The following is a 24,831-nucleotide window of genomic DNA, read 5'->3' on the forward strand; positions in this document are numbered from 1 at the left end:
CCTAAACTTTGCTGAAAGAATTCCGCGTGATTTTATCCGCGCGCTTTTACTGGCGCGGGGTACGCAAAACGTAGCCGACGCCACGCACGGTGTGGATAAGTGGCACATCGCCGGTGTCGATCTTACGACGCAGGTAGGAGATGTAGGACTCTACAACGTTTCCGTCACCGCCGAAGTCGTAGTGCCACACGTTGTCCAGAATCTTCGACTTGGACAGCACAACCTCAGCGTTGAGCATGAGGTAGCGCAGCAGGTTGAACTCGGTTGGGGAAAGATCGATGATCTCGCCTGCCTTGGTTACCTCGTGGGTTTCGTCGTTCAGCGTGAGGTCAGCGTAGCGGATCGTTGAGTCTTCGCGATCGCCTTCGGTGACGTTGCCACGGCGCAAGATAACGCGCAGACGAGTAATGACCTCTTCGAGAGAGAACGGCTTGGTCACATAGTCGTCGGCACCGATGGTCAGGCCGTGGATGCGGTCTTCCACGGCATCCTTCGCGGTCAGAAACAGGACTGGGCCGTCGAGGCTTCCTGCGCGGAGTTTGCCCAGCAGCTCGAACCCGTCCATGCCCGGCATCATGACATCGAGAATGTAGGCGTCTGGGGCGAAGTCGCGTGCGATGCGCAGCGCTTCCTGCCCGGAGCTTGCACTTTCGACTTCAAAGCCTTGGAATTTCAGGGAGACCGTCAAAAGTTCGACGATGTTAGGTTCATCATCGACAACGAGGATTTTCAAACCTTGTGGGTTCTGGGTTTCTGGCATGAGTTTTGATTCCACCTTCTTGTTGCGTTCAGACTAGTCAACTCCCCTCCACTGTACGTTTGCTGAACGTTAGCTGTAAGTGATATTTGACTTACCGGGGGCACTATTACGGGGCACCACGACCCCGCTACTCAGCAGGGTTGATCAGCAATGATTACTATCAACGCATGGCCGATCACACACCAGAGTCGTCCACACAGCAGCGCACCGACCCAGTATCGGTCTTTTCGTGGGCGCTGTGGGATTGTGGCTCCGCTGCTTTTCACGCAGTTCTAGTTACCTTCATCTTCTCCGTTTACCTAGTCGATTCCGTCGGACTCCACGTTTCCGGACCATTCACGGCATCGCAGTGGTACTCCGCAACCATGGCTGCAGCCGGAGTCGCCATCGCGCTGGTCACTCCAGTAATCGGACATCGCGCCGACGAAAAGGGCACCCGCAAGCGCTCGGTAGTCATCTGGACCACCGTCACCGCGCTGATCATGGCTTCCCTCTTTTTCGTCCGTAATACCAGCGTGGAGTACTTCTGGCTGGGAACATTCCTCATCGGCATGGGCGCGATCACGATCCAATTCGGAGAGGTGTCCTACTTCGCCATGATCAACCAGGTTTCCACCAAAGAAACGGTTGGTCGCGTCTCCGGTTTCGGCTGGGCGGCGGGATACATCGGCGGCATCGTCTTGTTGCTGCTGTGCTACGCAGGTTTCGTCGCCGGCGATGGAGATACGCGAGGCTTTCTCAACCTACCGATCGAAGAAGGCTTCAACATCCGGTTAGTCGCGATCTTCGCCGCGCTGTGGCTCTTCGGCTTTGCCCTCCCCCTCATGTTCCGCATCCCAGAGAAGCAGGCGACCAACCCGGAGTTTAACGACAGCTTCGTGCAGTCTTACAAAAGGCTTTTCGACGACATCCGCGTCCTTTGGACCACCAATAAGAACGGCCTCTACTTCCTCGCCGCCTCTGCGATCTTCCGCGACGGCCTTTCGGGTGTTTTCGCCTTCGGAGCGATTCTCGGCGTTTCCGTCTACGGTGTTCCAACCGACGAGATCCTCCTGTTCGGTGTCGCGGCGAACATCGCCGCAGCCCTTGGTTCGATCATCGGTGGGCTTTTCGACGATCGCGTTGGCCCCAAAATCATCATCATGGTGTCCCTCATCAGCATGATCGTCACTGGCTTCATCATGCTCTTCGCGGAAGGCCCCGCCTCTTTCTGGGTCCTCGGCCTGATCCTGTGTCTCTTCGTTGGCCCTGCACAGTCTTCCTCACGCTCCTTCATCGCGCGCGTGTCCCCTCCTGGGAAGGAAGGCGAGATGTTCGGCCTGTACACCACCACCGGCCGTGCAGTGTCGTGGCTGACTCCGCTCCTCTTTGCCACCTTCATCGGTATTGCAGGTGCCGACGACCGCGCCGGCATCATCGGCATCGTCATGGTGTTGCTCATCGGCGCCATCCTGATCATCCCAGTCCGCGACCCGGTACGCACCGAACAGGCGGACTCAGGCGATATCAACCAGCCGATCAAGTTCGACTAGCGCGGTGCGCGGGCGCAAGTGGCCCTGATCAAATTCACCTTACGGTCTTCCCCGCAGCGCCACCGGCCCAAAAACAAACCCCCTCCACCTGTTTGACCAGGTGAAGGGGGTTTCTCCGAGCTGGAGACGAGACTCGAACTCGCAACCGACGCATTACAAGTGCGTTGCGCTGCCAATTGCGCCACTCCAGCACTCGAAGAGATATTACACATCCCGTGCGATGAGTTCATCCAGCGGGGTAGGTGAAATCAAGTATGGGGGGACTTCCAAGACGGTGTAAGCCCCGTGAGCTGCCTGTTCTTGGAGACGAACCGCAGCACGAGCGTACGCAATTGCCACCGCACCGGTGAAGTCTGGGTTGCGATCAAGTTCAAGGGTGTACTCGATCATGTGGTGGAAGCCGCCAGTATCGCCGGTAGTAATCACGTGTCCACCGTGTGGCATTCCAGTGTGCTCTTTCTCAAAGGTCACCTCGTCGATGAAGTTGACCTCCACCTGGTAACCGACGAAGTAATCCGGCATGGTGCGGATTTCCTGCTCGATCTGCTCCTGGTCAGCTTCGTCGGCGACGATGTAGCACACACGCTTGTGAGCGCTCTTGCCGTCTAGGCCCTCGGTCTCGCCCTTGCGGGCACGGTCCAGCGCATCCTCTGCTGGGATGGTGTACTGCACCCCGGCCTTTACGCCCTCAATACGACGAACCGCGTCGGAGTGACCCTGGGACAGGCCTGGACCCCAGAAGGTGTTTTGCTTCGCGCCTGGCAAAAGAGCTTCCGCCATGGTGCGGTTGATGGAAAACATGCCTGGATCCCAGCCGGTGGAAACCACTGCGACGGTGTTGTTTTCCCGAGCGACCTTGTCCATTGCTTCGCGGTGACGTGGGACATCGCGGTGGTTGTCGTAGGTATCTACGGTCGGGGTGTACTTGGCAAACTCTGGGGCCTGCTCTGGGATATCAGTAGCCGAGCCCAAGCATAGAATTGCAACGTCGATCTCGTCCTTGTACTGCGCAAAGTCAGCAACTGGGAGGACGCGGGAAGTCGTGTCCAAGGTGGCGCGACGCGAGAAGATTGCGCCTACTTCCATGTCCGGTTGGTCGTCGATAAGCTTCTCGACGCTCTTGCCTAGGTTGCCGTAACCGACAATTCCGATGCGCATCATTTTTAGATCCTTACTTCTTAGGGCCATTTCAGGTAATACAATACATTGATGCGTGGGTACTCGACCCTGGCAAAAAGATACTAGTCTGCTTGATGTGTCTAACCAGTTGTCCAACGCAGTAGAAAAGTTGTGGGGAAAGATCCGTGGATCAGGCCGATTGGCCACCATCGATGCCGCAACATCGTCTCCACCGCCATCGCCACTTGCGCCTGTTGATCTGACCGACCCGGCGCAGGTCGCAGCCGTGATGAATATCGCTGCGCGGATTGGCGATATCTTGCTCGCCTCGGGCACCTCCAACGCCGATACGAGGGCGCAGATTCATACGGTGACCTCGTCGTATGGTTTGCACTATTGCCACATCGACATCACGATGAACACCATCAATATGCATACCTCGATCGGTACGACACAGAAGACACCTGTGAGCGTGCTTCGCGTTGTAAAGACTCTGGGCCTCGACTTTTCCAAATTGTCCGAGGTAGACCGCTTGATCCGCTCGATTCGTTCCGGTGCGACGCGACCAGAACACGCGGAAAAGATTTTGAATGAGATTTATCTCTCACCACCGCCCTATGGTCGCCTCATGAGCTACCTCGGATGGGGCCTTTTGGGTGGTGCCGTGGCAATCCTTTTTGGTGGCGACCTCTGGATGGCACTCCTCGGCGCGATCACCGGCATGCTGATCATGATCATCAACGATTGGTTTGGCCACCACGACCTCCCCTACTTCTTCCAATGCGTCCTAGGCGGGCTTCTTGCCACTGTGCCCGCCGCGATCACCTACAGAATCGCTGGCAGTATCGGCTTTTCATTCTCCCCGAGTCTGGTCATCGCATCCGGCATCGTGGTCCTGCTCGCCGGCCTGACCCTGGTGCAATCGTTGCAGGACGGAATGACGGGTGCGCCTGTGACCGCCTCGGCGCGCTTCTTCCAAACCATGTTGCATACCGGTGGCATCGTCGCCGGTGTAGCCACGGGCATTCAGCTGGGCGACGTAATTGGCTTTGGGCTTCCTCCCTTGGAAACTCTCGCCCCTGTGCCTACGTTCTCGTCGGCAGTTGCTCGTATTGTTGCGGGCACACTAGCGACGATTGGTTTCGCCATCGCCAGCTATGCCGAGTGGGGCGCAGTTTGGGTCTCTGGCGCCACAGCAGTGATAGGTTCCGTGGCCTTTTACCTGATGTTGCTTCCGATGGGCGCGAGTTCAGTACTTGCCAGCGCGGTGTGCGCGACCATGATCGGCCTCGGCGGTGGTCTGCTTGCTCGTCGGTTCTTGATTCCACCGCTGATTACCGCCGTTGCTGGCGTAACCCCTCTTCTTCCGGGCCTGACCGTCTACCGCGGCATGTACGCGGTATTGAACGATCAGATGGTCGTGGGCCTGACCAACCTGGGCATCGCGGTCGCCACTGCGTTGGCGCTCGCAGCGGGCGTGACGTTGGGAGAATGGATTGCTCGTCGCATCCGTCGACCTCAGGTGATCAAACCGTACACCGCGTTTCTTCACGCAGGTCGCATCACCTTCCAGCAGATCCGACGCGCCGAGCGAGCAGCCCGCACCCAACGTGCGCAACTTGCTCAGCGGTCCGGCCAAAAGGGGAGGCGAGGACAAAAACCTCGACCGCATTAGCGTAGAATGTGCGTACCTAGGTTTATTTTCAATCGCCCCTGGCGTCATTTCAGGAGGAATACGTGCCACCAAAGATCAACGACAGCCGCCCGTCTGCTGAAGAAATCCACGAGCTAGAGGAACAAACCGCAGAAGGCGCGCGCCGCATCGTGGCTACTTACGCAGAGGACCTGCTGGACGGTGTCACTTTGATGTCCATGCTGGGTGTAGAGCCAACCGGTCTGGTGTACAAGAAGTTCGCAGAAGAGCTCGCCCCTGAAGAAGCCGAACCTGCAGCAAAAAAGGCTACCAAGAAGGCGACGAAGAAAAAGGCCACCAAGAAGAAGGCTACAAAGAAGAAGTCGACTAAGAAGACCACCAAGAAGACAACGAAGAAAACTACGAAAAAGACCACCAGGAAGGCTACAAAGAAAGCCACTAAGAAGTCCACCGGCTCGGCTGAGTAGACTGAGTAGACTGAGTAGACATGGTCGGCGACAACTCGTTCGTGGTGGTAGCGAACCGGCTGCCAGTAGATTTAGTTTATGGCCAGTGGGTCCCTTCCCCGGGCGGACTTGTCGCAGCTTTAGAACCGGTCCTGCAAGCACACCACGGCTGCTGGGTGGGATGGCCTGGCGTAGTTGATGCCGCGATGGAACCATTCCATGACCGCAACGTGTTGCTCCATCCCGTCCCCCTCGATCAACAGGACTATGAACAGTTCTACGAGGGGTTTTCCAATGCCACCCTGTGGCCACTCTTCCACGATCTCATCGTGCCTCCGGTCTACGATCAATCGTGGTGGGAAACCTACCGCAGCGTCAACGAGAAGTTCGCTACTGAGGTCGCAGCCGTTGCTGCCGACAACGCCACGGTTTGGGTGCAGGACTACCAGCTCCTGCTGGTTCCCGGGCTGTTACGTGAGATGCGTCCCGACCTCACCATCGGGTTCTTCCTCCACATCCCGTTCCCCTCGCCGGACCTCTTCCGCCAATTGCCGTGGCGCGCGGAACTCATAGCTGGGCTCCACGGCGCCGATTTGGTCGGCTTCCAGCGCTCCCGCGACGAGGAGAATTTCCGCGCCATCGTGGACGCTGACATCACCACCGGAACTTTCCCCATCTCGATTGACCCGTCCACGTTTGGGCCTGTGGAGCAGGAGATCGTCGCTAAGCTGCGCGAACAATTAGGCAGCCCCCACACGGTGCTCTTGGGCGTCGATCGCCTCGATTACACCAAGGGCATTCTGCAACGCCTTACCGCGCTGGAGGAGCTTTACGACGAAGGCCAAGTCCACGACGTCACCTTCATCCAGATTGCTACGCCGTCGAGGGAGCGCATCGACCACTATCAGCAGACACGTTCGGCGGTGGAGGAGGCTGTGGGGCGGATCAACGGGCGTTTCGGTGAGATTGGGCGTCCGGTGGTGCATTACTACCATCGCCAAATGCAGAAGGCGCAGCTGCGAAACTACTATGCTGCGGCGGACATCATGCTGGTCACCCCGTTTAAGGATGGAATGAACCTGGTGGCCAAGGAGTATGTGGCGTGCCACCCAGAAGGCAACGGCGCACTAGTACTGTCGGAATTTGCGGGTGCTGCGGTCGAACTGCACAAGGCACATTTGTGCAATCCTTTTGATACCGAGTCGATCAAGTCGGCGATCCTCGATGCGATTTCCGCGCAGGGCTCGGAAGCCGCTCGCACCACCATGCAGGAATTGAATCAACAGGTCAATGACTTTACGGTGGCTCGCTGGGCGGAAACGTTCCTGAATGAGTTGAACGCAACGCGCTCCCGCGCTGGAAAGGAAAACGCATAGATGCACAAGCTAGTTGTTGGCGCAGTTGCTGTGGCTCTGCTCGCCAGCGGTTGCTCCACTCCCCCACCTTCCGACGAGATGATCGGGCCCAACTGGCAGATCGTGAGCTTGAATACGCAGCCGTCTTCCCCTGACGTGTTGCCCGCATCCGCGGCGGGTGCGGCGCACATTGTGTTTGGCCAGGCGACTATCTCCGGAAATACAGGGTGTGGTCCGTTGCAGGGCGCGGTGAGCTTTACCAAGGACGGCAAGGACACTCCCGCGCGCGAGGCGACCGAAATGACGATGAAAAAGATCGAGTTTCGCGAGCCGGGCGAATGTGAAGGTGGCCCGAAGTTTGTTCACGATTCGATGGAACGGTTCTTCGTTGTCGATGCGTCTTACGCCATCAAGCGCCTCAATGACACCGAGATCATCCTGACCAAGACATCGGACGCTGTGGATCAGCCATCGATGAGGTTGATGGCGCAGTGAACTTGATCGCGTCCCTCGCACAATCTGAACGCCTTTTGGTTGTCACCGATTTCGACGGCACCTTGGCCGAGCTCAACCCCGATCCCTACGCAGTACAAGCGCATCCCGGCGCGGTCGCCGCCCTGGAGCGCCTAGCCGGCATGCGCGACACCGAGGTCGTCGTCCTGTCCGGCAGGCACCTTGCAGGATTGCGTCGCGTGTGTCCGCTTGAGGCACCGGTGGTCCTCGTCGGCTCGCACGGCGCGGAACCATCGGATGGTGCAGTAGTGCTTTCCGACGACGACGCCGCCTTTCTCACCCACATCGAGGCCGAGCTGGATGCCATCGTTTCCGGCCACTCCCCGGCGTACGTTGAGATTAAGCCCTACCAGCGGGTAATTCACGTTGCGCAGTTGGCGCAGAAAGATCCTGAGTTGGCTGCAGAATTGCTCGATCGTGCTGCTGCGTTGGACACGCAGGGCCACCCCGTCACACCGGGCAGTAATATCATCGAGTTTTCGGCGGTGGACGTGACCAAGGGATCATGGGTCAAGCTACGCAAAGTAGGCTTCGACGCCACCGTTTTCGCAGGTGACGATGTTACCGATGAATCTGTCTACCCAGTTCTCGGCACTCATGATGTGGGAATCAAAGTGGGTTCCGCCAACACAGTTGCTGGTCACCGCGTCCCCGACGTTGGGGCAATGGCCACTTTCTACCAGGAACTTGCTCAGGCGAGGGCAGAGTTCCTGGGCGCTGCCACCGTCTGACCGGGAGTAAAGGTGGTCGGAATCACCACCCGCGGAGTGGGGTCGGCAGGCGCGTGATCGTTCACGTAGGCGTCGACCAGCTCTTCGAGGATCTTGCCCACCATCGCGCCCTTGCGGCGGTTCGGCTGGTTAACGGTGGTCAGTCCGCGCACGTGAGCGAGCTCCACTCCGTCAAAGCCCGTAACACTCAGTTGGCCGGGCACGTCGATTCCTTGGGCGGCACAGTAGTCCAACACGCCAAACGCCATGGAATCGGTGGTGCACAAAATCGCTGTCACCTCGGGGTGGCATTCCAGCATTTCGCGGGCCGCGTCGACAGCTGCAGCGTGATCGTTGAAGTGCCGTGAAATCACCGGAACCTCAGTGATTCCAGCGGCCTCGAAAGCTTCAATTGCGCCTTGGACACGGGCGCGTTGGACGTGGAGCTCTGCAGTTTCGATCTGCTCTGCGGTCACCGGGCCATCCATGCGCTCTTGATGAATACGCTTGGTAAGGATTCCAACACGGCGATGACCTGCGTCGATAAGCGCTTGGGCGGCGGGCTGGATCGCGACGCGGTCATCGATACCGACATATGGAAGGTCGAAAATGTCATAGGGCTGATCGACAATCACGATGGGCAGCTGACGCGCACGGGCCGCCGCTAAGTGGCGATCGTCGGCGGCCACCGAGTAAACGACAAAACCATCCACCACTGCTTGCTGCACCGTCTGGGTCGAATCCTCGTCGTGCGGCCCAACGGGTACCAGCGTCATCGAGTTGCGCTTGCCAAATGAGCTCGCTGCCAGTCCGGCCAAGAACTCAATCGATGCTAAGTCTTCAAAGGCGAATGAGAGCTGCTCGGTCAGAAGCACCCCAAACGATCCGACGCGGCGTGTGCGAAGCGAGCGTGCCATCGGGTCCGGCCCGGAGTAGCCTCTGGCGGCTGCTGCAGCGAGGATCTTTTCGCGCAGCTCGGGCGAGAGCTGATCCGGGTGATTATATGCGTTGGAAACCGTCGTACGCGAAATCCCCAGATCCGCAGCAATTGAGGCGAGAGTCCCTCGCTTGACAGGGCGTGGAGGCATGCATCCAATCTATCAGCGGGCGTGCTTGACGACGATTCCCTCACACCTGCGCATTTCCAATACATTTTCAAGTTGACAAACATTTTCATTAGGGGTTAATTGGTTGATATGAAATCGAGTCGGAAGTATTTTGTGCCAGTAGCCATTGGGACTCTCTTTTTCGCGTCCGCATGTTCCGGCGACGCGGGAACCACCACCGCATCGTCTGAATCTGACGGCCTTAATATCGTCACCTCCACCAGCATCTGGGGCGATGTCGCATCAGCAGTTGTCACCGATGAAAAGGCAACCGTCACACCGATCATCACCGGCAACTCCATCGACCCGCACCACTTCGACCCCTCGGCGGCCGATCTAGCCAAGGCCACTGAAGCGGACATCGTGGTTGTAGGCGGCGGCGGGTACGATGCCTGGCTGTACGACGTTGTTGACGAAGACAAGATCGTCAATGCTTTGCCACTTATCGCCCACGATCATGGGGATCATGAAGGCCACGATCACGGAGAAGAGGCCCACGACGAACACGAAGGCCACACTGACCACGAGGAGCACGACCACGGACCAATCGAGATGATCGAGGGCAATGAGCACATCTGGTACGACACCGACGCTGTCGAGTACGTGGCCGAAGAAATCGAAGCTGCTGCCACGGCCAACACTCCTGGTATCGAAGCGGACGCGCAGCCAGTCCTGGATCGAATGAAAGAAATGGACCAGCTGATCGAGGAACTGCCAGCGGCGAAAATTGTCCAGTCCGAATCGGTTGGCGACTACATCATCGATGACTCCAACATGGAAGACATCACCCCTGAGTCCTACCGCAAGGCCATTCTCACTGAGACCGAGCCTGCAGCCTCCGATCTTGCAGCGTTCCTCGACGTACTCAAGGGCAACGAGGTCGACGTGCTGCTGTTCAACCCGCAAACTGCTACCGATACCGCGGAGCGCATAAAGAAAGCAGCCGAGGAAAACGATGTCACCATCGTCGAGATCAACGAGACCCCCGAGGAAGGAACCAACTTCCTTGAGTACTTTGAGCAGCGCGTGCAAGCACTCTCCGACGCTGTAAAGTAAAGAGCACACCAACCTGGAAGCCTCTGGAATTCTCCCAGGGGCTTTCAGTATTTCTTCGTAAAGGATTTCTCACATGCTCGTGCGTTTCAACGACGCCGCGATCGACCCGTTGTGGTCGGGGCTGAACCTCCAGGTCGAACCTGGCGAGTTCATCGCGGTGTTGGGCCCCAATGGCGTGGGCAAATCCACACTGTTGCACGCGATTCTGGGAACTCGCCAGCTCACCAGCGGTTCCGTAGACGTCAACGCCCGGTTGGGCTTTATCCCGCAGCAGCAGATGTTCCCCAAAGACTTGCCGATCCGGGCGCGCGACCTAGTCTCATTGTCGTTGGCGCACGGCGTGGTGCGCGGGAGGCGACCGAAACGGGAGGTCGTCGACAAGCTTCTGGAGGCCGTAGGCGCCGAGGGAATCGCGGACCGGGCGGTGGGCACCCTGTCGGGTGGCCAGCAGCAGCTGGTCCGCCAGGCGCAGGCTTTTGCTAATGACCCTGAGCTCGTGCTTGCCGACGAACCACTGCTCTCCTTAGATATCGCGAAGCAACAAGAGGTGGTGGCGCGTCTTGATCAGCGTCGTCGCGATCACAAGTGCGCCGTGTTGTTTGTCACCCACGGGATCAATCCGATTCTTCGGGTCACTGACCGTGTGCTGTATCTTGCCCCCAATGGGCACACGGTAGGCCCTGTCGACGAGGTCATGCGCTCCGAGGTACTTTCAGAGCTGTACAACACCCGCGTCGATGTAGTCGAGGTTGACGGCCGAATGGTGGTGATCTAGGTGCAGAAATTCATCGAAGACACCCAATACTTGCTCAGCGTCGACTTCGTACAGGTTTCTCTTGTGGCGACGGTCCTCTTGGGCATCCTGTCTGGCGTGATGTCGAGTGTGATCGTGCTGCGACAGATGTCGTTTTCTGTGCACGCGACCTCAGAGCTGGCACTCATGGGTGCTGCGGCAGCACTGCTTTTTGGGCTCAACATCGGCCTTGGTGCCGTGGCCGGAGCAGTCGTCGCAGCGATTGTCTTGGCGCTGCTGGGCATGAAGGGCCAGCAAGACTCCGCCGTGGGCGTGGTCATGAGCTTCGGCATGGGGCTGTCTGTGCTGTTCTTGCACCTTTACCCCGGTAACTCGTCTACTGCGATGAGTCTGCTCATGGGCCAGATCGTCGGTGTATCACGCGATTCGTTGAACTTGTTGGCCGTCACCACAGTGTTCGTGGTCGCAGCGGTGATCATCTTCTGGCGCCCGCTCCTGTTCGCTTCTGCCGACCCAGTGATGGCGCGGGCGGCTGGCGTTCCCGTCGGTGCCATCACGGTGTTCTTCGCCGTCCTGGTTGGCCTAGCCTCGGCACAATCCGTGCAGATCGTCGGTGCGCTGCTGGTCATGGCGCTGTTGATTACTCCCGGCGCGGCTGCGGTGCAGATTACATCGAGTCCAGTTCGTGCGGTGTTGTGGTCAACGCTATTCGCCTTCGTGTCGTCGGTAGGCGGACTGATCCTCTCGTTGGCACCAGGAGTGCCCGTCAGTGTGTTTGTAGCCACGATTTCCTTCGTGATCTACCTCGTCTGTCGCATTATCGGAAGCGTGCGCAAGCGCGGTGCCAGCCGCGATGAAGCCGCCTACACCAAACGCGTCCACACCCACGACGAAGGCCGCCACCCCCACCCCGGTGAAGAACGTAAGGTGCGTTAGCTAGTATCGGTCGCGTGAAAGTTCAGCGCTCTTCCCTCGAATTCGATCGTCGCGACCGCACCTACATCGCGATCGTCCCCGACGAGATGCCCGCAGCTGCGGACGTGGTGATCTACTTCCACGGCTCGATGCAGTCATCCAACGTGGCGCGCAACTTCACTGGCAACACGTTCGACGCCCTCGCAGACCAGCACGGCGTAGTGATCTGCTACCCCGACGGTGTGCACCACCACTTCAATGACTCCCGGCGCGACTTCAACGAGGCCACCCGCCGTCTCCGGATCGATGATGTGGGATTCACTCGCGAGCTCGTCGCCAAGCTTCGCGATGACTACTCTGTCGGACGCGTCTTCGCTGCTGGATACTCTAACGGAGGTCAAATGGTCACGCGACTGCTGCACGACGCGCCCGGACTGCTAGACGGCGCTGCGCTGTTTGCCGCCCCGGTACCCGCGGAGCAGAATATGCTGTCGGATGCCGCGGGCTGGGAACCAACGCCCGTCCTGATGGTGCACGGCACCGCCGACGACATGGTGCCGTACGCAGGTGGCGCGGCGGGATACGCAGGCCACCAGCGCGGCGAGGTGCGCAGCGCAATCGCAACGGCCGAGTACTACGCGGGACTCAACGGATCCAGCGAGCACCAGCGCTTCGACCCCATGGACACAGTGGTTGTTGATCGTTTCACCGGCGGGGCCACCACCGAGCTGTGGTCTGTGGAAGGCATGGGACACGTAGTCCCCAGCCCGAAGCAGCTGGATGCGCGCATCGGACCGGGGACGGATGTGTTTACGGGAGCAGAGGTCGTCGCTAAGTTCTTCGGGCTTTAGGCTTGGCGACGCTGGCGGGCGAATTCACTCAACACTACGCCGGCAGCCACCGACGCGTTGAGGGATTCCACCCAGCTCGCCATCGGGATCGACATGATGACGTCGCAGTTCTCGCGCACGAGACGGGAAATTCCCTTGCCCTCGGAACCGACGACGATGAGCACGTTGTCGGTGCCACCCTCATAGGTGTCCAGGGTGTGCTCGCCGCCAGCATCCAGGCCAACGACTTGGTAGCCGTTCTTCTGGAACTCCTTGACCGTGCGGGTCATGTTGACCTCGCGGGCGACAGGCAAACGGGCGGCGGTGCCGGCCGAGGTGCGCCACGCAACACCGGTCACCTGCGCGGAACGGCGTTCAGGGATGATCACGCCGTGTCCACCAAACGCTGCGGTAGAACGAATCACGGCACCGAGGTTGCGTGGGTCGGTGATGTTGTCCAGCAAGACGAACATGCCCTTCTCGCCGCGCTCCGCAACACTTGCCATCAGGTCAAACGCGTTTGCGTAGCGGTATGGCTGAATCTGCAGGCCAATCCCCTGGTGCATCGAATTGCCTACCAGGCGGTCCATCTCGTGGCGCTGGATCTCGCGCACCGGGATGTTGCGCGCATTAGCGATGGCAACCGCCTCCGTCAGGCGATCATCCGCACTGGTGCCCATGGCGACGAGCAGCGCCTCGGCAGGCACCTTGGCATGCAAGCATTCGACCACCGGATTGCGGCCCACGACCAGATCAGCGGTGTCACGCTCGTGGCGGCCTTGATCGCGACGCACGCGCTCCTGCTTCGCCTTGTGCTTTGCGTGGTAAACGCGATCCTCGGCCTTCGGAGTTGGCCCCTTGCCCGCTAGACCGCGGCGACGCTGCCCACCCGATCCCTTGGTAGCGCCCTTCTTGTTCACCTTGCGCTTGTCTGGGCGCTCGTATGGTTTTGCCATGTTTCTAATCCTTCAACTGCCACTTCGGGCCATCGGGGGTGTCTGTCACTTCAATGCCGGCCTCTGCCAACCGGTCGCGCACCGCATCAGCGGTGGCCCAATCCTTCTCCGCACGCGCCGTGACGCGACGTTCGAGTTCTGCTTGCACTAGAACGTCCAGCGCGTGCATCGCTTCATCGCTTGTCGACGACCCGTCCGCCCACTTCGGGTCTAGCGGGTCCACGCCCAAGACCTGAACCATGGCGCGAATCTCACCTGCGATCCTCTCAGCCTCGGCCTGATCCTTGTCGGCAAGTGCCTTGTTGCCTGCGCGCACTGCGTTGTGGATTTCTGCCAGCGCGCGGGGGACAGCAAAGTCGTCGTTAAGCGCATCGGCAAAAGCGTCTGGAAAACCAGACGGTTTTGCAGAAGGCACCCGGAGCAGGTAATCCTCAATGCGCCGGTACCCCTGCGCTGCTTCCTTCAAAGCCTCCGGCGAATACTCCAATACGCTGCGGTAATGCGCGCTGCCGAGGTAGTAGCGCAGCTCGACGGGACGAACCATGTCCAACATGTTCGGCACCGACAAGACATTGCCCAACGACTTGGACATCTTCTCGCCCGCCATCGTGACCCAGTGGTTGTGCATCCAATAGTTGGCAAACTCGTCGCCCACCGCGTGAGACTGGGCCTGCTCGTTCTCGTGGTGCGGGAATTGCAGGTCAAGGCCTCCTCCGTGGATGTCAAAGTTACCGCCGAGGTACCAGGTGGACATCGCCGAGCACTCCAGGTGCCAGCCGGGACGTCCCTCGCCCCACGGTGTTGGCCAGCTTGGCTCACCTGGTTTGGCTGCTTTCCACAACGCGAAGTCCTGCGGACCGCGCTTGCCATGACTGTCGGTCTCGCCCTGCTCCATGTCCTCAACCTTGTTGCCGGACAAGCTGCCATAGTCGGACCCTTCAGCCTGGGACCAGGACGCCACGTCAAAGTACACCGACCCGTCGACGGCATAGGCAAAACCGTTGTCGATGAGGCGTTGCATATAGTCGACCATCTGGGTCACATGTCCGGTCGCGCGTGGCTCTACGCTTGGAGGAAGAACGCCGAGGGTGTTGTACGCCCAGGTGAACTCTCGCTCGTAGGTAGACACCCACTCCCACCACGGGCGATTGTTTTCCGCAGCCTTGGTCAGGATTTTGTCGTCGATATCCGTCACGTTACGGACGAACGCAACATCGTAGCCCTGCGCCATAAACCAGCGACGCACGATATCAAAGGCGACACCGCTGCGCAGGTGACCGATATGTGGCTGAGCCTGCGGCGTTGCACCACACAGGTAGATCGAAACGTGTCCGGGGCGGATCGGCTCGAAATCGCGAAGCGTGCGGGTGGCTGTGTCGAAAATGCGTTGAGTCACGCGACCCAGTCTAGACCACCCGCAGCGTGTGACTGTTATTCCTTAGAGCTTCGGGCGGCCGTCGAGGCCCTTCCAGTCCGGGCGAGCTTCTTCAACGTGACGGTAGTAGTCGGATTCCTTCAAAAGGAACGCTGCGTCTTCGTCGACAATCACGGTAGCGTTGTTGTGCAACTGCAACACAGACGCCGGGCACTGCGAGGTCACAGGACCTTCAACCAGCGAGGCGATCGCCTGCGCCTTGCCCTTACCCGTGGCAATGAGCAATGCTTGTCCCGACCGCAGAATGGTACCCAGCCCCTGGGTGATGGCGTAGCGTGGCACGTCATCAACAGAGTCAAAGAAGCGGGAGTTATCCGACACAGTTTGCGAGTGCAAGGTCTCCACACGGGTCAGCGAACGCAACGAAGTCGCTGGCTCATTGAAACCGACATGGCCGTTGGTTCCGATGCCCAGCAGCTGGATATCGATGCCACCGGCGGAGACGATCGCCTTCTCGTACTGTTCAGCGGCCTCCCACGGGCGCGGGTTCATGCCGTCCGGCGAGTGTACGTACGCATCGTTGATATCGATGTGCTTGGTGAATTCATTGCGGATCACGTAGTGGTAGCTCTGATCGTGCTCAGGTGGCAAGCCGATATACTCGTCGAGGCAAAACGCCGTGGTACCTGCGAAAGAAATCTCGCCCTCTTTGGTCCGGCGAATGAGTTCCTGATAGGTCGCCAGCGGGGTTGAGCCCGTTGCAAGACCAAGCACGGCACCGGGCTTCAGGTGGGTGGAGATGATGTCTGCGGCGGTAGTCGCCACCTCTTCTGGTGAGCGGCGGATCAGAATTTCCATAAGAGGCACTTTACAAGGCATCGCGCATGAATTGCGCAACGGACTGCAAAAACTCCTGTGGCCGTTCTCTCCTAATGCAGTGTCCGGCACCAGGAAACTCCACGTAGGGAAGCGCAAGCTCTTGCTTGTCGACGATCGCCCCTTGTCCACTTCCTACAAAAACCACCGCAGGAACTGCAGCGCCCTTTAGGTCCCCCTGGACTTCTTTCCACGGCCGTTCCTGAGCAACGACCCCGGTTTCTAAGAATTCACGTTGGGTCTGAAAATGGGCCATCCCCCACGCCAGCGCCTCCTGGTTGCTCCAGCCCTCAGACATTTTGCCGGCGATTGCCCTAGGCAAGTCCTTCAGATCCATCTCCTTCGACAGAACGCGCGCCTGGCCGATCAGCTCGAGTTCTTCCCGTGGACGGTCAATCCACGCTGGGTCTTCCAGCACTAGGCCTCGGAATAGTTCTGGCCGCTTGATAGCGGCCTCTGCAGCCACCGCCCCACCCATGGAGTGGCCGATGACTAAGGCGGGACCTTCGTCGTCCAGCACTGCGATGAGGTCGTCGACGAGCTGGCCAAAAGGGTCGTCGAACTGCTCGAACCGCGGCGCGAAGCCGTGGCCGCGTTGGTCTACCGCCACCACTCGGTGATGCGGTGAAAGCGCCTGGATCAAGTCCGCCCAGCCAGCCGCGTTGTCGCCCACACCGTGGACGAGGACGATCGTAGGGCCGTGACCTGCGCTGATCATGCGTGGCGCTTCTTTACCGCAAGCGTTGCCTCGGCCAATGATGCCTCGGGGTGCTCGACACGGTATGCCTTGACCTCAGCCACGTCGACGCGCACGTGCTTATACTGACCCAGCTCGCGCATGATGTCATCGTCGTTTGACGGAAATGTCAGCCACGCAACCACAGCGAAAACAAGCAGGACGAGCGCACGAATCCAGTACCCGCCAATCAGCATCAATACCGCGGCCACGAGAGCGAGTGCAATGCCGGCGATGTAGAGTTTTTGAACCGCGTTCCAGGGGCGTTTGGGCAAGGCGAAATTCATGCCACCAGAGTAGCAACTACGCCAGTTCGACGAGGGCTGTAGCGATCGCCGCCCGGCCCTCCCCCGAACCGGTAAATCCCATGTGGTCGGTGGTGGTCGCCCCAACCGAAACTGGTGCGTCGAGTGCCTCCGACAACACGCGTTGTGCTTCCTCCCTGCGCGGACCCATTTTCGGTGTCTGGCCGATGAGCTGGGCCGACACGTTGATCACGCGGTGGCCGTGCTGGTCAAGCAGCGCGCGAAGTTCCGTGAGCAACTGTGCGCCGGTGACTCCGTCGTACTCGGGGCGGCCGACACCCACGAAACTTCCCAGGTCGCCCAGCTGGCATGCCGAAAGCACAGCATCGACGATGGCATGGGATACCACATCGCCGTCGGAATGCCCCTCGCAGCCGTCTTGGTCGTCGAAAAGCAATCCCGCGATCCAGCATGGTTTGCCCGCTTGGATTTGGTGGGCATCGAAAGCGTTTCCAACCCGCAAGTTCATGATCTGCTCCTTAACTGCTTGGGACTTCGAAAATGGTCGGCTCGGCCTCGTTGGTAATGGTCTGCGCCAAGGTCAGATCGATCGGCGACGTAATCTTAAACGCCATCGGATCCCCCTGCACACACAACACGTCCACCCCGAACCACTCCATCAGGCTGGCATCATCAGTGGCCACAAAACCTGGGTCATCAGCCAAGAAGTACTTCTCGTTGGCTGCACGAAGCTGCGCCAAATCGAATCCTTGGGGAGTTTGCACCGCGCGCAACGACGACCGATCAGGCGTATCGACGACCGCTTGGCCCGCCACCCGCTTGATCGTATCTGCGACAGGCACCACCGGAATGACAGCTGGCGCGCCTTTGAGCACCGCGTTGGCCACGCGCGAGATCATTCCGGGCGGGGTCAGCGCCCGAGCGGCATCGTGGATGAGGACCACAGCGTTCTCGTCGCGAATTGCCTGAAGACCCTGCCAGATCGAGTCGGCCCGCTCCCCGCCACCGTGCACAAAGCGCACCTGGGGATAGTGTTTCAGCACGCTACGGGCGTGGTTTTCCATATCGGGGCTGACCAACACGATGATCTCATCAACCACTTCGGAAGTTTCCATCGCCGTGACGGAGCGTTCCACCAGGGTGCGGCCCCGCAGCGGGACAAACGCCTTGGGGATCTCCGCGCCAAGACGCGTACCACGACCGGCTGCCGCCACCAGCGCTATGACTCGTTGAGACACGTTTGCTTGCTTCTATTTAGTCTTCTGCTTAGTCTTCATCGTCGAAGCTGAGATCGTCTAGATCCACATCGTCTTCGTCGTCAATTGCGTCTGGGTTTGGATCCTCTACGATGCCCGCAGCAACGTGGCGATCAATGATGGTCTGGATTTCCTTTTCCATCTCCTCAGCCTTTGCCTCGTCGACAGGCTGAGCGAGGGCTAGCTCACCGACAAGAATCTGGCGCGCCTTGCCCAGCATGCGCTTCTCGCCTGCGGAAAGACCGCGGTCCTGGTCGCGGCGCCACAGGTCGCGGACAACCTCGGCAACCTTATTGATGTCGCCGGAAGCGAGACGCTCCTGGTTCGCCTTGTAGCGACGTGACCAGTTACCTGCCTCCTCCACATCAATCTCGCGGAGTACGGAGAACACCTTCAACAGGCCTTCCTTGCCAACAACATCGCGCACGCCCACCATCTCGGTGTTCTTCACAGGCACGCGAACTTCCAGATCAGACTGGAGAATCTGCAGCACAAGATAATCGAGGGTCTCCCCACCAATTTCTCGCTGCTCAATGTCGGTAATACGAGCCGCCCCGTGGTGCGGGTAAACGACCACTTCTCCGACCTTGAATTCCATTCCTGCTCCTTAACACGCGTGACTAGACACCTAAATGAAAAAAGTTGCACACAAAACGCGCACTTAACCCCACTCATTCTACCATTTCCCGAATGCCACCGAAGAACCGGTGCTTGGGGGTGAAGGCGGGCCGGAAAGTATACCCCCGGTTGACCCCCGGCTGTTCATGCTTTGAGGTCACATTTCACCCCGAACTGTGTATCTCGCCAGCAAAGATACTAAGGTAAACCGGTGATACACGTTCTGTGAAACTTAACGATGGAGGACACTCACAGTGAAGTCCCTGAAGTCGGCTGCACGTCGCGGAGGAATCATTTCCGCTGCTGCCCTTTCGGCCCTTGCGCTCGCATCCTGCTCTGCAGGCCAGATTACCCAGACCGCTGACCAGGTCGCTGCAGTGGACGGAGCTAGCGCTTCCTCCGAAAATGGCGAGGTAGCTGTCCAGGACGTAACAATCGTCCTTGATGCAGAGTCCGGCGACGCTGCTCTGAAATTTACCGTCACCAACCAGGATGTTGCCCAGAAGGAGCACACCCTGGAATCTGTCAAGGTTGACGGCGCCGACGTAAACCTTGGTTCCACCGAACCAATCAAGTACAACTGCCGCCTCGTCGCAGACTCCAAGGACGGCATCGACGCGATGCCACAGTCCGAGGGCTGCATCCAGTACGTCGAGACTACGCTTGACAACGACGACTTCGCCTACGCTGGCAACCGCCCAGTAGTCTTCACCTTCGGTGATCTCGACGATATCGAGGTCGACGCGACCGTCTCTGCCCCAACCGGCGAGCACGAGGACTCCAACCGTCCCGAAGCTGAACAGTCTAAAAAGTAAGACTCAGTAAGAGCTTTTCAACCGCCATCGGCGCCCACTGCGTCAGTGGCGGTTTAGTTGTCTCGGCGAACCTTCGGCAAAAGCGTCTGGAAAACCAGACGGTTTTGCGGAAGGCATCAAAAGACACTATCCGGCGATGCCACCGAGGGAGCTTTGCGCAAATCCGCGACAGGTATTCGTCGACAAGCCTCTATGTCGGACCCATGCCTTAGGGTTATGCCATGGCTAAAAAACCTCGCAGCATCCACACTTGTTCCGAGTGTGGTTACGCCTCCCCGAAATGGCTCGGGCGCTGCCCCGAATGCGGATCATGGGGCACCCTCCAAGAGTCGCTAAGCGCGCCTAGCGCAGTCACCAGCGGGCCGGTCAAGACGCAGGCGCTCACCCCGACGTCACCTGCGAAACCGATCACGCTTATCGACGCCACCTCGTCCACAACCATGCCCTCAGGCATCGGCGAACTCGATCGGGTATTAGGCAGCGGTGTCGTGCCCGGTTCTGTGGTGTTGATGGCAGGTGAACCCGGCGTAGGCAAGTCGACCTTGCTGCTTGAGGTGGCTAGTCGTTGGGCGGGACTCAACGACCGCAAGGCACTGTACGTCACCGCCGAGGAGTCTGCCGGCCAGGTCCGTGCTCGTGCTGAGCGTACCGGCGCTTTGAAGGACACCCTCTACCTCGCCGCCGAGTCGAACTTGGATGTGGTGTTCGGGCACGTCGATCAAATTAAACCGAGTTTGATCATCGTTGACTCTGTTCAAACGATGCACGCCGCGGGTGTCGAAGGTGTACCGGGAGGTGTGGCCCAGTCTCGCGCTGTCACCGCCGCGTTGACTAGCTTGGCTAAGACAACGAACATTCCGATCCTGCTGGTTGGCCACGTGACTAAGGACGGCAATGTCGCAGGTCCGCGCGTTTTAGAGCACCTTGTCGACGTTGTGCTTAATTTCGAAGGCGACCGGCAATCAAGCTTGCGTATGTTGCGCGGAATCAAGAATCGTTTTGGCGCGACAGACGAGGTCGGCTGCTTCGAGCAAACCGCCGACGGGATCCGCGAGGTTCCGGATCCTTCCGGATTGTTCCTTTCCCACCGCGGCAACACCCCCGATGGATCAGCAGTTACGGTGGCGATGGACGGTGTGCGCCCAATGCTCGCCGAAGTCCAAGCACTCACCGTGGATCCCGTAGCGAAAAATCCTCGGCGCGTGGTCACCGGTTTGGATTTCAATCGAGTCCCCATGGTGCTGGCCGTCCTGCAAGCGCGTTGCGGGCAGCGCACCAACGACAAGGACGCCTACGTGGCCACCGTGGGTGGCGTGAAGATCACCGAAACCGGAACCGATCTTGCAGTCGCCTTAGCCACGTGGTCGAGCCTGCACGAGACTCCCCTTCCCGACAAAACCGTGGTCATCGGTGAAGTCGGATTAGCCGGGGAGCTACGCCGCGTGCCCAATGTTGCCCGCAGACTGCAGGAGGCCGCGCGCCTGGGCTACGAGCGCGCGATTGTTCCAGCGGGCGATAAGCTATCCATTCCCGGCATGAAGATCTCGCAGGTGGGGTCGTTATCCGAGGCGCTTGATTTGGTGCAGAAGGCAAGAAAGTAAGCTTCAATGCCATGACTGACCTGGCCCCTGCAACAATGCGCGAAACTCTCATCCGACTCGCCCCAGGCACCGCTCTGCGCGACGGACTCGAACGCATCCAGCGAGGTCGCACCGGCGCGCTCATCGTGCTTGGCGACGACGATACTGTCACCTCCATCTGCGACGGGGGAATCGCCTTCGATGTCGCTTTTGCCCCGACCCTTCTACGCGAACTTTCCAAGATGGACGGCGCTGTGGTGCTGTCCACCGACGGTGCTCGCATTGTCCGAGCAAACGTCCAGCTGGTCCCGTCCGCCGCCCACCCGACGCGCGAGTCTGGCACGCGCCACCGCAGCGCCGAGCGCTCCGCCTTGCACACCGGCAGGCCCGTCATCGCAGTCTCTGCGTCGATGAACACCATCACCTTGTACGTCGAAGGCGAGCGCCACGTTTTGGAAGAACCCGCCGTCATCATGACCCGCGCTAACCAGCAACTAGCCACAATGGAGCGCTACCGTACCCGCCTCGATCTAGCTAACCAGCGCCTCTTCGTCGCCGAAATGAATAACTACGCCACCGTTTCCGACGTGATCAATGTGCTCCAGCGCGAGCTCCTGCTGAAACGCGCGGGCCAGGATCTCGACCGAGACGTGATTGGCTTGGGCACCGACGCCCGCCAGCTCACTTTGCAGCTATCTGAATTGCGCGGCGACAACGACGCCCAGATCTCCTTGCTGATCAGGGACTACATGGTTACCCCGGGGGTGCCGAGCGATGGCGAGGTAGCCGACGTCGTCGCAGCCCTTGACCGCCTCCCCGACGCCGACATGCTCACCGCCGCCCCCATTGCCCGCTTGCTGAACTTGCCCGGCACAGAGGAAACCCTCCTGCGGGAAATCACTCCGCGCGGCTACCGAGCTCTCTCCGCGTCCCGCGCGTGCAGAAGTTCCTCATGGATCACCTAGTCGAGGCGTTTGGCAATCTGACCGCACTTCTCGAAGCCGACGTAGACTCCATCGCGCAAGCTGAGAACGTCTCTTCGCTGTGGGCGCGCCACGTCCACGACGGTTTACACCGCCTGGGATAGTCGTCGTTTAGCCCTTGAGGTTGAAGGTGGCCGCGTCGGAAGGATTGTCTCCGAGCACGCCGTAGAGCATGTAGGCTCCCTCCGGCACGGCACTGCGACCGGAGCATTGCCCCGGCGCGGAACCCATGCGCGACCACACGGCCTCGAAGTTGCGGTCCTCGCCTGCCTTGAACTTCTGTTCGCCCGTCACCACGGATGGGTAGCAATCGGTGTCGGCCCACATGCGTTCGTTGGACGCAAGGTCGTACACTTCAAAGCGCAGGGTGTCGTCTTCGAGCTCGATTACGCAGTCGGCCTTTGTCGGGTTATGCACCTTCATGTACATGGTCGGCTGCTCGCCGCCCTCGTACGTCGGCTTGTCGGTCGATGCTTCGATCTTCAGGTCGGCCAGCTCGCAAGTTTTCTTGTCCGCGGGGTTTTCAGAGGTTTCCTCTTCGGACTCTTCGCTTGTCGACGACTCCTCCGTCGTCTCCTGGTCCTTAGTTTCTTCCTCGGTGGTTTCCTTACCTGGCTCAGGAACCGTCGGAGTGGTTACAGGAGCAGGGAGCGCCGAAGTGGTCTGCGACGACGCCGCCGTTCCTTCCGATTCGGAGGAGGAGCGTCCCCACGAGACAAGACCCCAAATGACTAACGCAACGACAACAAGGATGATTACGGCCGCGGCTACTCGCCGGCGGACATAGATTTTCTCTGGCAGTCGTTGCGGTTCTTTGGTCACATATTCAACTCTAAAACGGCGGAGGTCACATTAGGTGTATTCGCCCTCCGGCGTGTCTGGGTTGTGCCTGGCAGCCCCTATTCGACGCCGTACTTCTTTACAGCCTTGACCATGCCGTTTTCCAGGCCGTAGTGGGCAGCGACAACGCCGAGCTTGCCGTCGAAAAGCTTCTCAGCGATGACCGGGGTCCGCTTGATGAGCTGGTCGGCGGTGATCGCTGCGTGCTCTGCTTCGACCTCCTCCGCGGTGGTGCCGCCTTTATTGCGGGAGACGATGACGGACGGGATGATCTTTTCGATCAGGATGCGCTGCCCATCGGTCGGGATTTGCGCGTTGTCCAATGCATCGATCGCCGCGCCAACCGCGCCGCAGTTTTGGTGCCCCAGAACCACGATGAGTCCGATGTTGAGGTTCTTTACCGCATACTCGATGGAGCCGAAAACCGCGGGCGCCAAAGATTCACCGGCGGTGCGCACAACAAAAAGGTCGCCGAAGCCGGTGTCAAAGATCAGTTCCACTGGTGCACGAGAGTCAGAGCACGACAGGACGGCTGCAACTGGGTCTTGTCCACCCTGCAGTTCGATGAGTCGCTCCGGGGTGGAGTGTGGACGCTCGACGGCGTGGCCAACAAATCGCTGGTTTCCTTCCAAAAGGGAATCCCAGATTTGCTGTGGGGTCTTGTTGTGAGGCATAACCATTATTATGTCACTTACTGTGAAGAGCATGAACCTTGATCCCACGGACTTCCCCGTTTCCACCGTTATTTCGTGGTTCGAGGCCAATGCCAGGCCGCTTCCGTGGCGAGATCCCGCCACCTCTGCCTGGGCAATCCTGCTCTCTGAGGTCATGAGCCAGCAGACCCCCGTCGCGCGGGTGGCCCCCATTTGGCAACAGTGGCTGGACACCTGGCCCGACGTAGAGTCATTCGCCCAAGCCCGCTCCGACGAAGTCCTACGCGCTTGGGGAACGCTGGGTTATCCCCGCCGCGCCCTTCGGCTCTTGGAATGCGCGCGGGTGATCGTCGCGAGGCATGGCGGCAAAGTCCCTGCTGACGTTGACGAGCTGCTCGCCTTGCCCGGCATCGGCGATTACACAGCGCGCGCGGTCGCGTGTTTTGCGTTTGGCCAGAATGTGCCGGTGGTGGATACAAACGTGCGCCGTGTGTATTCGCGCGCGGTCGAGGGTCGCCCGCTTGCCCCGCCTGCCTCGAAGCGCGAACTTGCCCAGGTGGCAAGCCTGCTTCCCGAACGAAAGGGTCCCGTATTCTCGGCCGGGCTGATGGAGCTCGGTGCCCTGATCTGCACCGCGACCTCACCGCTTTGCGACGTCTGCCCCATCCAAGCCGACTGCGCCTGGGTCCAAGCCGGCAAGCCCGCCCCCACCGAAGACGAGTTGCGCAGCAAAAAGGTACAAAAATTCGCCGGCACCGATCGGCAGGTGCGCGGCAAAATCATGAAAGTGTTGCGCGAGGCGGATGCGCCGGTGGGGCAGTCGAAAATTGACGTGGTGTGGCCGGACAAGGCTCAGCTGTCCCGCGCGCTCTTTTCGCTTCTCGACGACGGCCTCGCCGTCCAAGATGACCAGGGATTATTTCATCTACCTGGCCAATAGGGCTACTTCCAGCGCCCGCGGAAGTTTAGCCCACCCGGTAAGTTGACCCACAGCCCGCCACGGGAGTTGATCGTCACCGGACCAACCTTGGTGGAGGTGGACACTCCCGATCCTGACACGTTGATCCAGGAGTTCTTGCCGATTTTCTTCTTATCGCGGTATTGCAGACCCATACGCCTGATTATAG

Annotated in this window: 27 protein-coding genes, 1 tRNA gene and 1 pseudogene; 14 read left to right on the top strand and 15 right to left on the bottom strand. The window is 59.5% G+C overall.

From position 1 onward, the window contains the following. Positions 1-46 precede the first annotated feature (46 nt). Entirely contained in the window at positions 47-760 is a 714-nt protein-coding gene (locus QP027_RS09475) for a response regulator transcription factor (RefSeq protein ID WP_284824345.1), read from the bottom strand. Between the two features lie 167 nt (positions 761-927). Between QP027_RS09475 and QP027_RS09480 the strand changes: the two genes are divergently transcribed. Then, entirely contained in the window at positions 928-2,292 is a 1,365-nt protein-coding gene (locus QP027_RS09480) for an MFS transporter (protein ID WP_284824346.1), read from the top strand. 118 nt (positions 2,293-2,410) lie between these two features. Here QP027_RS09480 and QP027_RS09485 read toward each other — a convergent pair. Further along, positions 2,411-2,483, bottom strand: a tRNA-Thr gene (locus QP027_RS09485). A gap of 13 nt (positions 2,484-2,496) precedes the next feature. After that, positions 2,497-3,450 carry a diaminopimelate dehydrogenase gene (locus tag QP027_RS09490; RefSeq protein ID WP_284827006.1) on the bottom strand — a complete coding sequence of 318 codons (954 nt, stop codon included), beginning with the start codon at positions 3,448-3,450 and terminating at the stop codon, positions 2,497-2,499. Positions 3,451-3,559: 109 nt separating this feature from the next. Here QP027_RS09490 and thrE point away from each other — a divergent pair, with 109 nt between their 5' ends. The 5 genes from thrE to otsB all read left to right on the top strand — a co-directional run bounded on the left by thrE (position 3,560) and on the right by otsB (position 8,110). Next, the gene (gene thrE / locus QP027_RS09495; RefSeq protein ID WP_432418630.1) at positions 3,560-5,086 is read left to right on the top strand and encodes a threonine/serine exporter ThrE; all 1,527 of its coding nucleotides are present in this window, start codon (positions 3,560-3,562) and stop codon (positions 5,084-5,086) included. Between the two features lie 62 nt (positions 5,087-5,148). Then, positions 5,149-5,532 (top strand): hypothetical protein, encoded by a 384-nt coding sequence (locus QP027_RS09500; protein WP_284824349.1) that lies wholly within the window; start codon positions 5,149-5,151, stop codon positions 5,530-5,532. Between the two features lie 20 nt (positions 5,533-5,552). Next, positions 5,553-6,887, top strand: coding sequence for an alpha,alpha-trehalose-phosphate synthase (UDP-forming) (locus QP027_RS09505; protein ID WP_284824351.1), 1,335 nt, complete (start codon positions 5,553-5,555; stop codon positions 6,885-6,887). Continuing rightward, positions 6,888-7,361, top strand: coding sequence for a hypothetical protein (locus tag QP027_RS09510; protein WP_284824353.1), 474 nt, complete (start codon positions 6,888-6,890; stop codon positions 7,359-7,361). It abuts the gene before it with no gap. After that, a complete protein-coding gene (gene otsB / locus QP027_RS09515) occupies positions 7,358-8,110 on the top strand; it encodes a trehalose-phosphatase (RefSeq protein ID WP_349293165.1) in 753 nt (250 codons plus the stop codon). Before QP027_RS09510 ends, otsB begins: the two co-directional genes overlap by 4 nt. Here the strand turns inward: otsB and QP027_RS09520 are convergent. Further along, positions 8,071-9,177 (bottom strand): LacI family DNA-binding transcriptional regulator, encoded by a 1,107-nt coding sequence (locus QP027_RS09520; protein WP_284824355.1) that lies wholly within the window; start codon positions 9,175-9,177, stop codon positions 8,071-8,073. The genes otsB and QP027_RS09520 overlap by 40 nt on opposite strands. A gap of 132 nt (positions 9,178-9,309) precedes the next feature. Between QP027_RS09520 and QP027_RS09525 the strand changes: the two genes are divergently transcribed. The 4 genes from QP027_RS09525 (at position 9,310) to QP027_RS09540 (ending at position 12,771) form a co-directional block, all read left to right on the top strand. Further along, entirely contained in the window at positions 9,310-10,251 is a 942-nt protein-coding gene (locus tag QP027_RS09525; protein ID WP_284824357.1) for a metal ABC transporter solute-binding protein, Zn/Mn family, read from the top strand. Positions 10,252-10,324: 73 nt separating this feature from the next. Then, entirely contained in the window at positions 10,325-11,026 is a 702-nt protein-coding gene (locus QP027_RS09530) for a metal ABC transporter ATP-binding protein (RefSeq protein ID WP_284824358.1), read from the top strand. Beyond that, on the top strand, positions 11,027-11,941 hold the full coding sequence (locus QP027_RS09535) for a metal ABC transporter permease (RefSeq protein ID WP_284824360.1): 915 nt from the start codon (positions 11,027-11,029) through the stop codon (positions 11,939-11,941). 14 nt (positions 11,942-11,955) lie between these two features. After that, entirely contained in the window at positions 11,956-12,771 is an 816-nt protein-coding gene (locus tag QP027_RS09540) for a CE1 family esterase (RefSeq protein WP_284824362.1), read from the top strand. Here QP027_RS09540 and rlmB read toward each other — a convergent pair. The 8 genes from rlmB to QP027_RS09580 are packed head-to-tail and all read right to left on the bottom strand — an operon-like array spanning position 12,768 to position 18,813. Next, positions 12,768-13,706: a 23S rRNA (guanosine(2251)-2'-O)-methyltransferase RlmB gene (gene rlmB / locus QP027_RS09545; protein ID WP_284824364.1), complete on the bottom strand. Its 939-nt coding sequence runs from the start codon at positions 13,704-13,706 to the stop codon at positions 12,768-12,770. The genes QP027_RS09540 and rlmB overlap by 4 nt on opposite strands. Positions 13,707-13,710: 4 nt before the next feature. After that, a complete protein-coding gene (gene cysS, locus QP027_RS09550) occupies positions 13,711-15,102 on the bottom strand; it encodes a cysteine--tRNA ligase (RefSeq protein ID WP_284824365.1) in 1,392 nt (463 codons plus the stop codon). Between the two features lie 42 nt (positions 15,103-15,144). Continuing rightward, positions 15,145-15,939 (bottom strand): glucosamine-6-phosphate deaminase, encoded by a 795-nt coding sequence (nagB, locus tag QP027_RS09555; protein ID WP_284824367.1) that lies wholly within the window; start codon positions 15,937-15,939, stop codon positions 15,145-15,147. Between the two features lie 10 nt (positions 15,940-15,949). Beyond that, positions 15,950-16,675 carry an alpha/beta fold hydrolase gene (locus tag QP027_RS09560; RefSeq protein ID WP_284824369.1) on the bottom strand — a complete coding sequence of 242 codons (726 nt, stop codon included), beginning with the start codon at positions 16,673-16,675 and terminating at the stop codon, positions 15,950-15,952. After that, complete coding sequence (locus QP027_RS09565; RefSeq protein WP_284824372.1) at positions 16,672-16,980, bottom strand: hypothetical protein; 309 nt, start codon at positions 16,978-16,980, stop codon at positions 16,672-16,674. Before QP027_RS09565 ends, QP027_RS09560 begins: the two co-directional genes overlap by 4 nt. 16 nt (positions 16,981-16,996) lie before the next feature. Next, positions 16,997-17,467: a 2-C-methyl-D-erythritol 2,4-cyclodiphosphate synthase gene (ispF, locus tag QP027_RS09570; protein ID WP_284824374.1), complete on the bottom strand. Its 471-nt coding sequence runs from the start codon at positions 17,465-17,467 to the stop codon at positions 16,997-16,999. A 10-nt stretch (positions 17,468-17,477) separates the two neighbouring features. Next, positions 17,478-18,197: a 2-C-methyl-D-erythritol 4-phosphate cytidylyltransferase gene (ispD, locus tag QP027_RS09575; protein ID WP_284824376.1), complete on the bottom strand. Its 720-nt coding sequence runs from the start codon at positions 18,195-18,197 to the stop codon at positions 17,478-17,480. 28 nt (positions 18,198-18,225) lie between these two features. Beyond that, the gene (locus QP027_RS09580) at positions 18,226-18,813 is read right to left on the bottom strand and encodes a CarD family transcriptional regulator (protein ID WP_284824378.1); all 588 of its coding nucleotides are present in this window, start codon (positions 18,811-18,813) and stop codon (positions 18,226-18,228) included. Positions 18,814-19,087: 274 nt separating this feature from the next. Here QP027_RS09580 and QP027_RS09585 point away from each other — a divergent pair, with 274 nt between their 5' ends. From QP027_RS09585 to disA, 3 genes and pseudogenes are all read left to right on the top strand, one after another. Then, entirely contained in the window at positions 19,088-19,648 is a 561-nt protein-coding gene (locus tag QP027_RS09585; protein WP_284824380.1) for a hypothetical protein, read from the top strand. Between the two features lie 221 nt (positions 19,649-19,869). Further along, positions 19,870-21,249, top strand: coding sequence for a DNA repair protein RadA (gene radA / locus QP027_RS09590; protein WP_284824381.1), 1,380 nt, complete (start codon positions 19,870-19,872; stop codon positions 21,247-21,249). Positions 21,250-21,260: 11 nt separating this feature from the next. Continuing rightward, positions 21,261-22,315 (top strand): annotated as a pseudogene (disA, locus tag QP027_RS09595) (DNA integrity scanning diadenylate cyclase DisA). 7 nt (positions 22,316-22,322) lie between these two features. On the opposite strand, the gene QP027_RS09600 reads toward disA, so the two are convergent. Next, complete coding sequence (locus tag QP027_RS09600) at positions 22,323-23,033, bottom strand: hypothetical protein (RefSeq protein ID WP_284824383.1); 711 nt, start codon at positions 23,031-23,033, stop codon at positions 22,323-22,325. A 77-nt stretch (positions 23,034-23,110) separates the two neighbouring features. After that, entirely contained in the window at positions 23,111-23,725 is a 615-nt protein-coding gene (locus QP027_RS09605) for a carbonic anhydrase (protein ID WP_284824384.1), read from the bottom strand. A gap of 31 nt (positions 23,726-23,756) precedes the next feature. Here QP027_RS09605 and QP027_RS09610 point away from each other — a divergent pair, with 31 nt between their 5' ends. Next, positions 23,757-24,644 carry an HhH-GPD family protein gene (locus QP027_RS09610; protein ID WP_284824386.1) on the top strand — a complete coding sequence of 296 codons (888 nt, stop codon included), beginning with the start codon at positions 23,757-23,759 and terminating at the stop codon, positions 24,642-24,644. Positions 24,645-24,646: 2 nt separating this feature from the next. Here the strand turns inward: QP027_RS09610 and QP027_RS09615 are convergent, their stop codons facing one another. Further along, a complete protein-coding gene (locus QP027_RS09615) occupies positions 24,647-24,817 on the bottom strand; it encodes a DUF4236 domain-containing protein (protein WP_284824387.1) in 171 nt (56 codons plus the stop codon). Positions 24,818-24,831 lie beyond the last annotated feature (14 nt).

Source organism: Corynebacterium breve (assembly GCF_030252165.1).
GTDB lineage: Bacteria > Actinomycetota > Actinomycetes > Mycobacteriales > Mycobacteriaceae > Corynebacterium > Corynebacterium breve.

Excerpts from the sequence above, each read along its gene's own strand:
- QP027_RS09580 (WP_284824378.1), bottom strand. The coding sequence starts at position 18,813 with ATGGAATTCAAGGTCGGAGAAGTGGTCGTTTACCCGCACCACGGGGCG.
- QP027_RS09480 (WP_284824346.1), top strand. The coding sequence starts at position 928 with ATGGCCGATCACACACCAGAGTCGTCCACACAGCAGCGCACCGACCCA.
- QP027_RS09560 (WP_284824369.1), bottom strand. The coding sequence starts at position 16,675 with ATGATCAGCGCAGGTCACGGCCCTACGATCGTCCTCGTCCACGGTGTG.
- QP027_RS09490 (WP_284827006.1), bottom strand. The coding sequence starts at position 3,450 with ATGCGCATCGGAATTGTCGGTTACGGCAACCTAGGCAAGAGCGTCGAG.
- QP027_RS09520 (WP_284824355.1), bottom strand. The coding sequence starts at position 9,177 with ATGCCTCCACGCCCTGTCAAGCGAGGGACTCTCGCCTCAATTGCTGCG.
- QP027_RS09510 (WP_284824353.1), top strand. The coding sequence starts at position 6,888 with ATGCACAAGCTAGTTGTTGGCGCAGTTGCTGTGGCTCTGCTCGCCAGC.
- ispF (WP_284824374.1), bottom strand. The coding sequence starts at position 17,467 with ATGAACTTGCGGGTTGGAAACGCTTTCGATGCCCACCAAATCCAAGCG.
- QP027_RS09615 (WP_284824387.1), bottom strand. The coding sequence starts at position 24,817 with ATGGGTCTGCAATACCGCGATAAGAAGAAAATCGGCAAGAACTCCTGG.
- QP027_RS09530 (WP_284824358.1), top strand. The coding sequence starts at position 10,325 with ATGCTCGTGCGTTTCAACGACGCCGCGATCGACCCGTTGTGGTCGGGG.
- QP027_RS09605 (WP_284824384.1), bottom strand. The coding sequence starts at position 23,725 with ATGCCTCACAACAAGACCCCACAGCAAATCTGGGATTCCCTTTTGGAA.
- QP027_RS09610 (WP_284824386.1), top strand. The coding sequence starts at position 23,757 with ATGAACCTTGATCCCACGGACTTCCCCGTTTCCACCGTTATTTCGTGG.
- QP027_RS09505 (WP_284824351.1), top strand. The coding sequence starts at position 5,553 with ATGGTCGGCGACAACTCGTTCGTGGTGGTAGCGAACCGGCTGCCAGTA.
- rlmB (WP_284824364.1), bottom strand. The coding sequence starts at position 13,706 with ATGGCAAAACCATACGAGCGCCCAGACAAGCGCAAGGTGAACAAGAAG.
- QP027_RS09475 (WP_284824345.1), bottom strand. The coding sequence starts at position 760 with ATGCCAGAAACCCAGAACCCACAAGGTTTGAAAATCCTCGTTGTCGAT.
- QP027_RS09565 (WP_284824372.1), bottom strand. The coding sequence starts at position 16,980 with ATGAATTTCGCCTTGCCCAAACGCCCCTGGAACGCGGTTCAAAAACTC.
- nagB (WP_284824367.1), bottom strand. The coding sequence starts at position 15,939 with ATGGAAATTCTGATCCGCCGCTCACCAGAAGAGGTGGCGACTACCGCC.
- radA (WP_284824381.1), top strand. The coding sequence starts at position 19,870 with ATGGCTAAAAAACCTCGCAGCATCCACACTTGTTCCGAGTGTGGTTAC.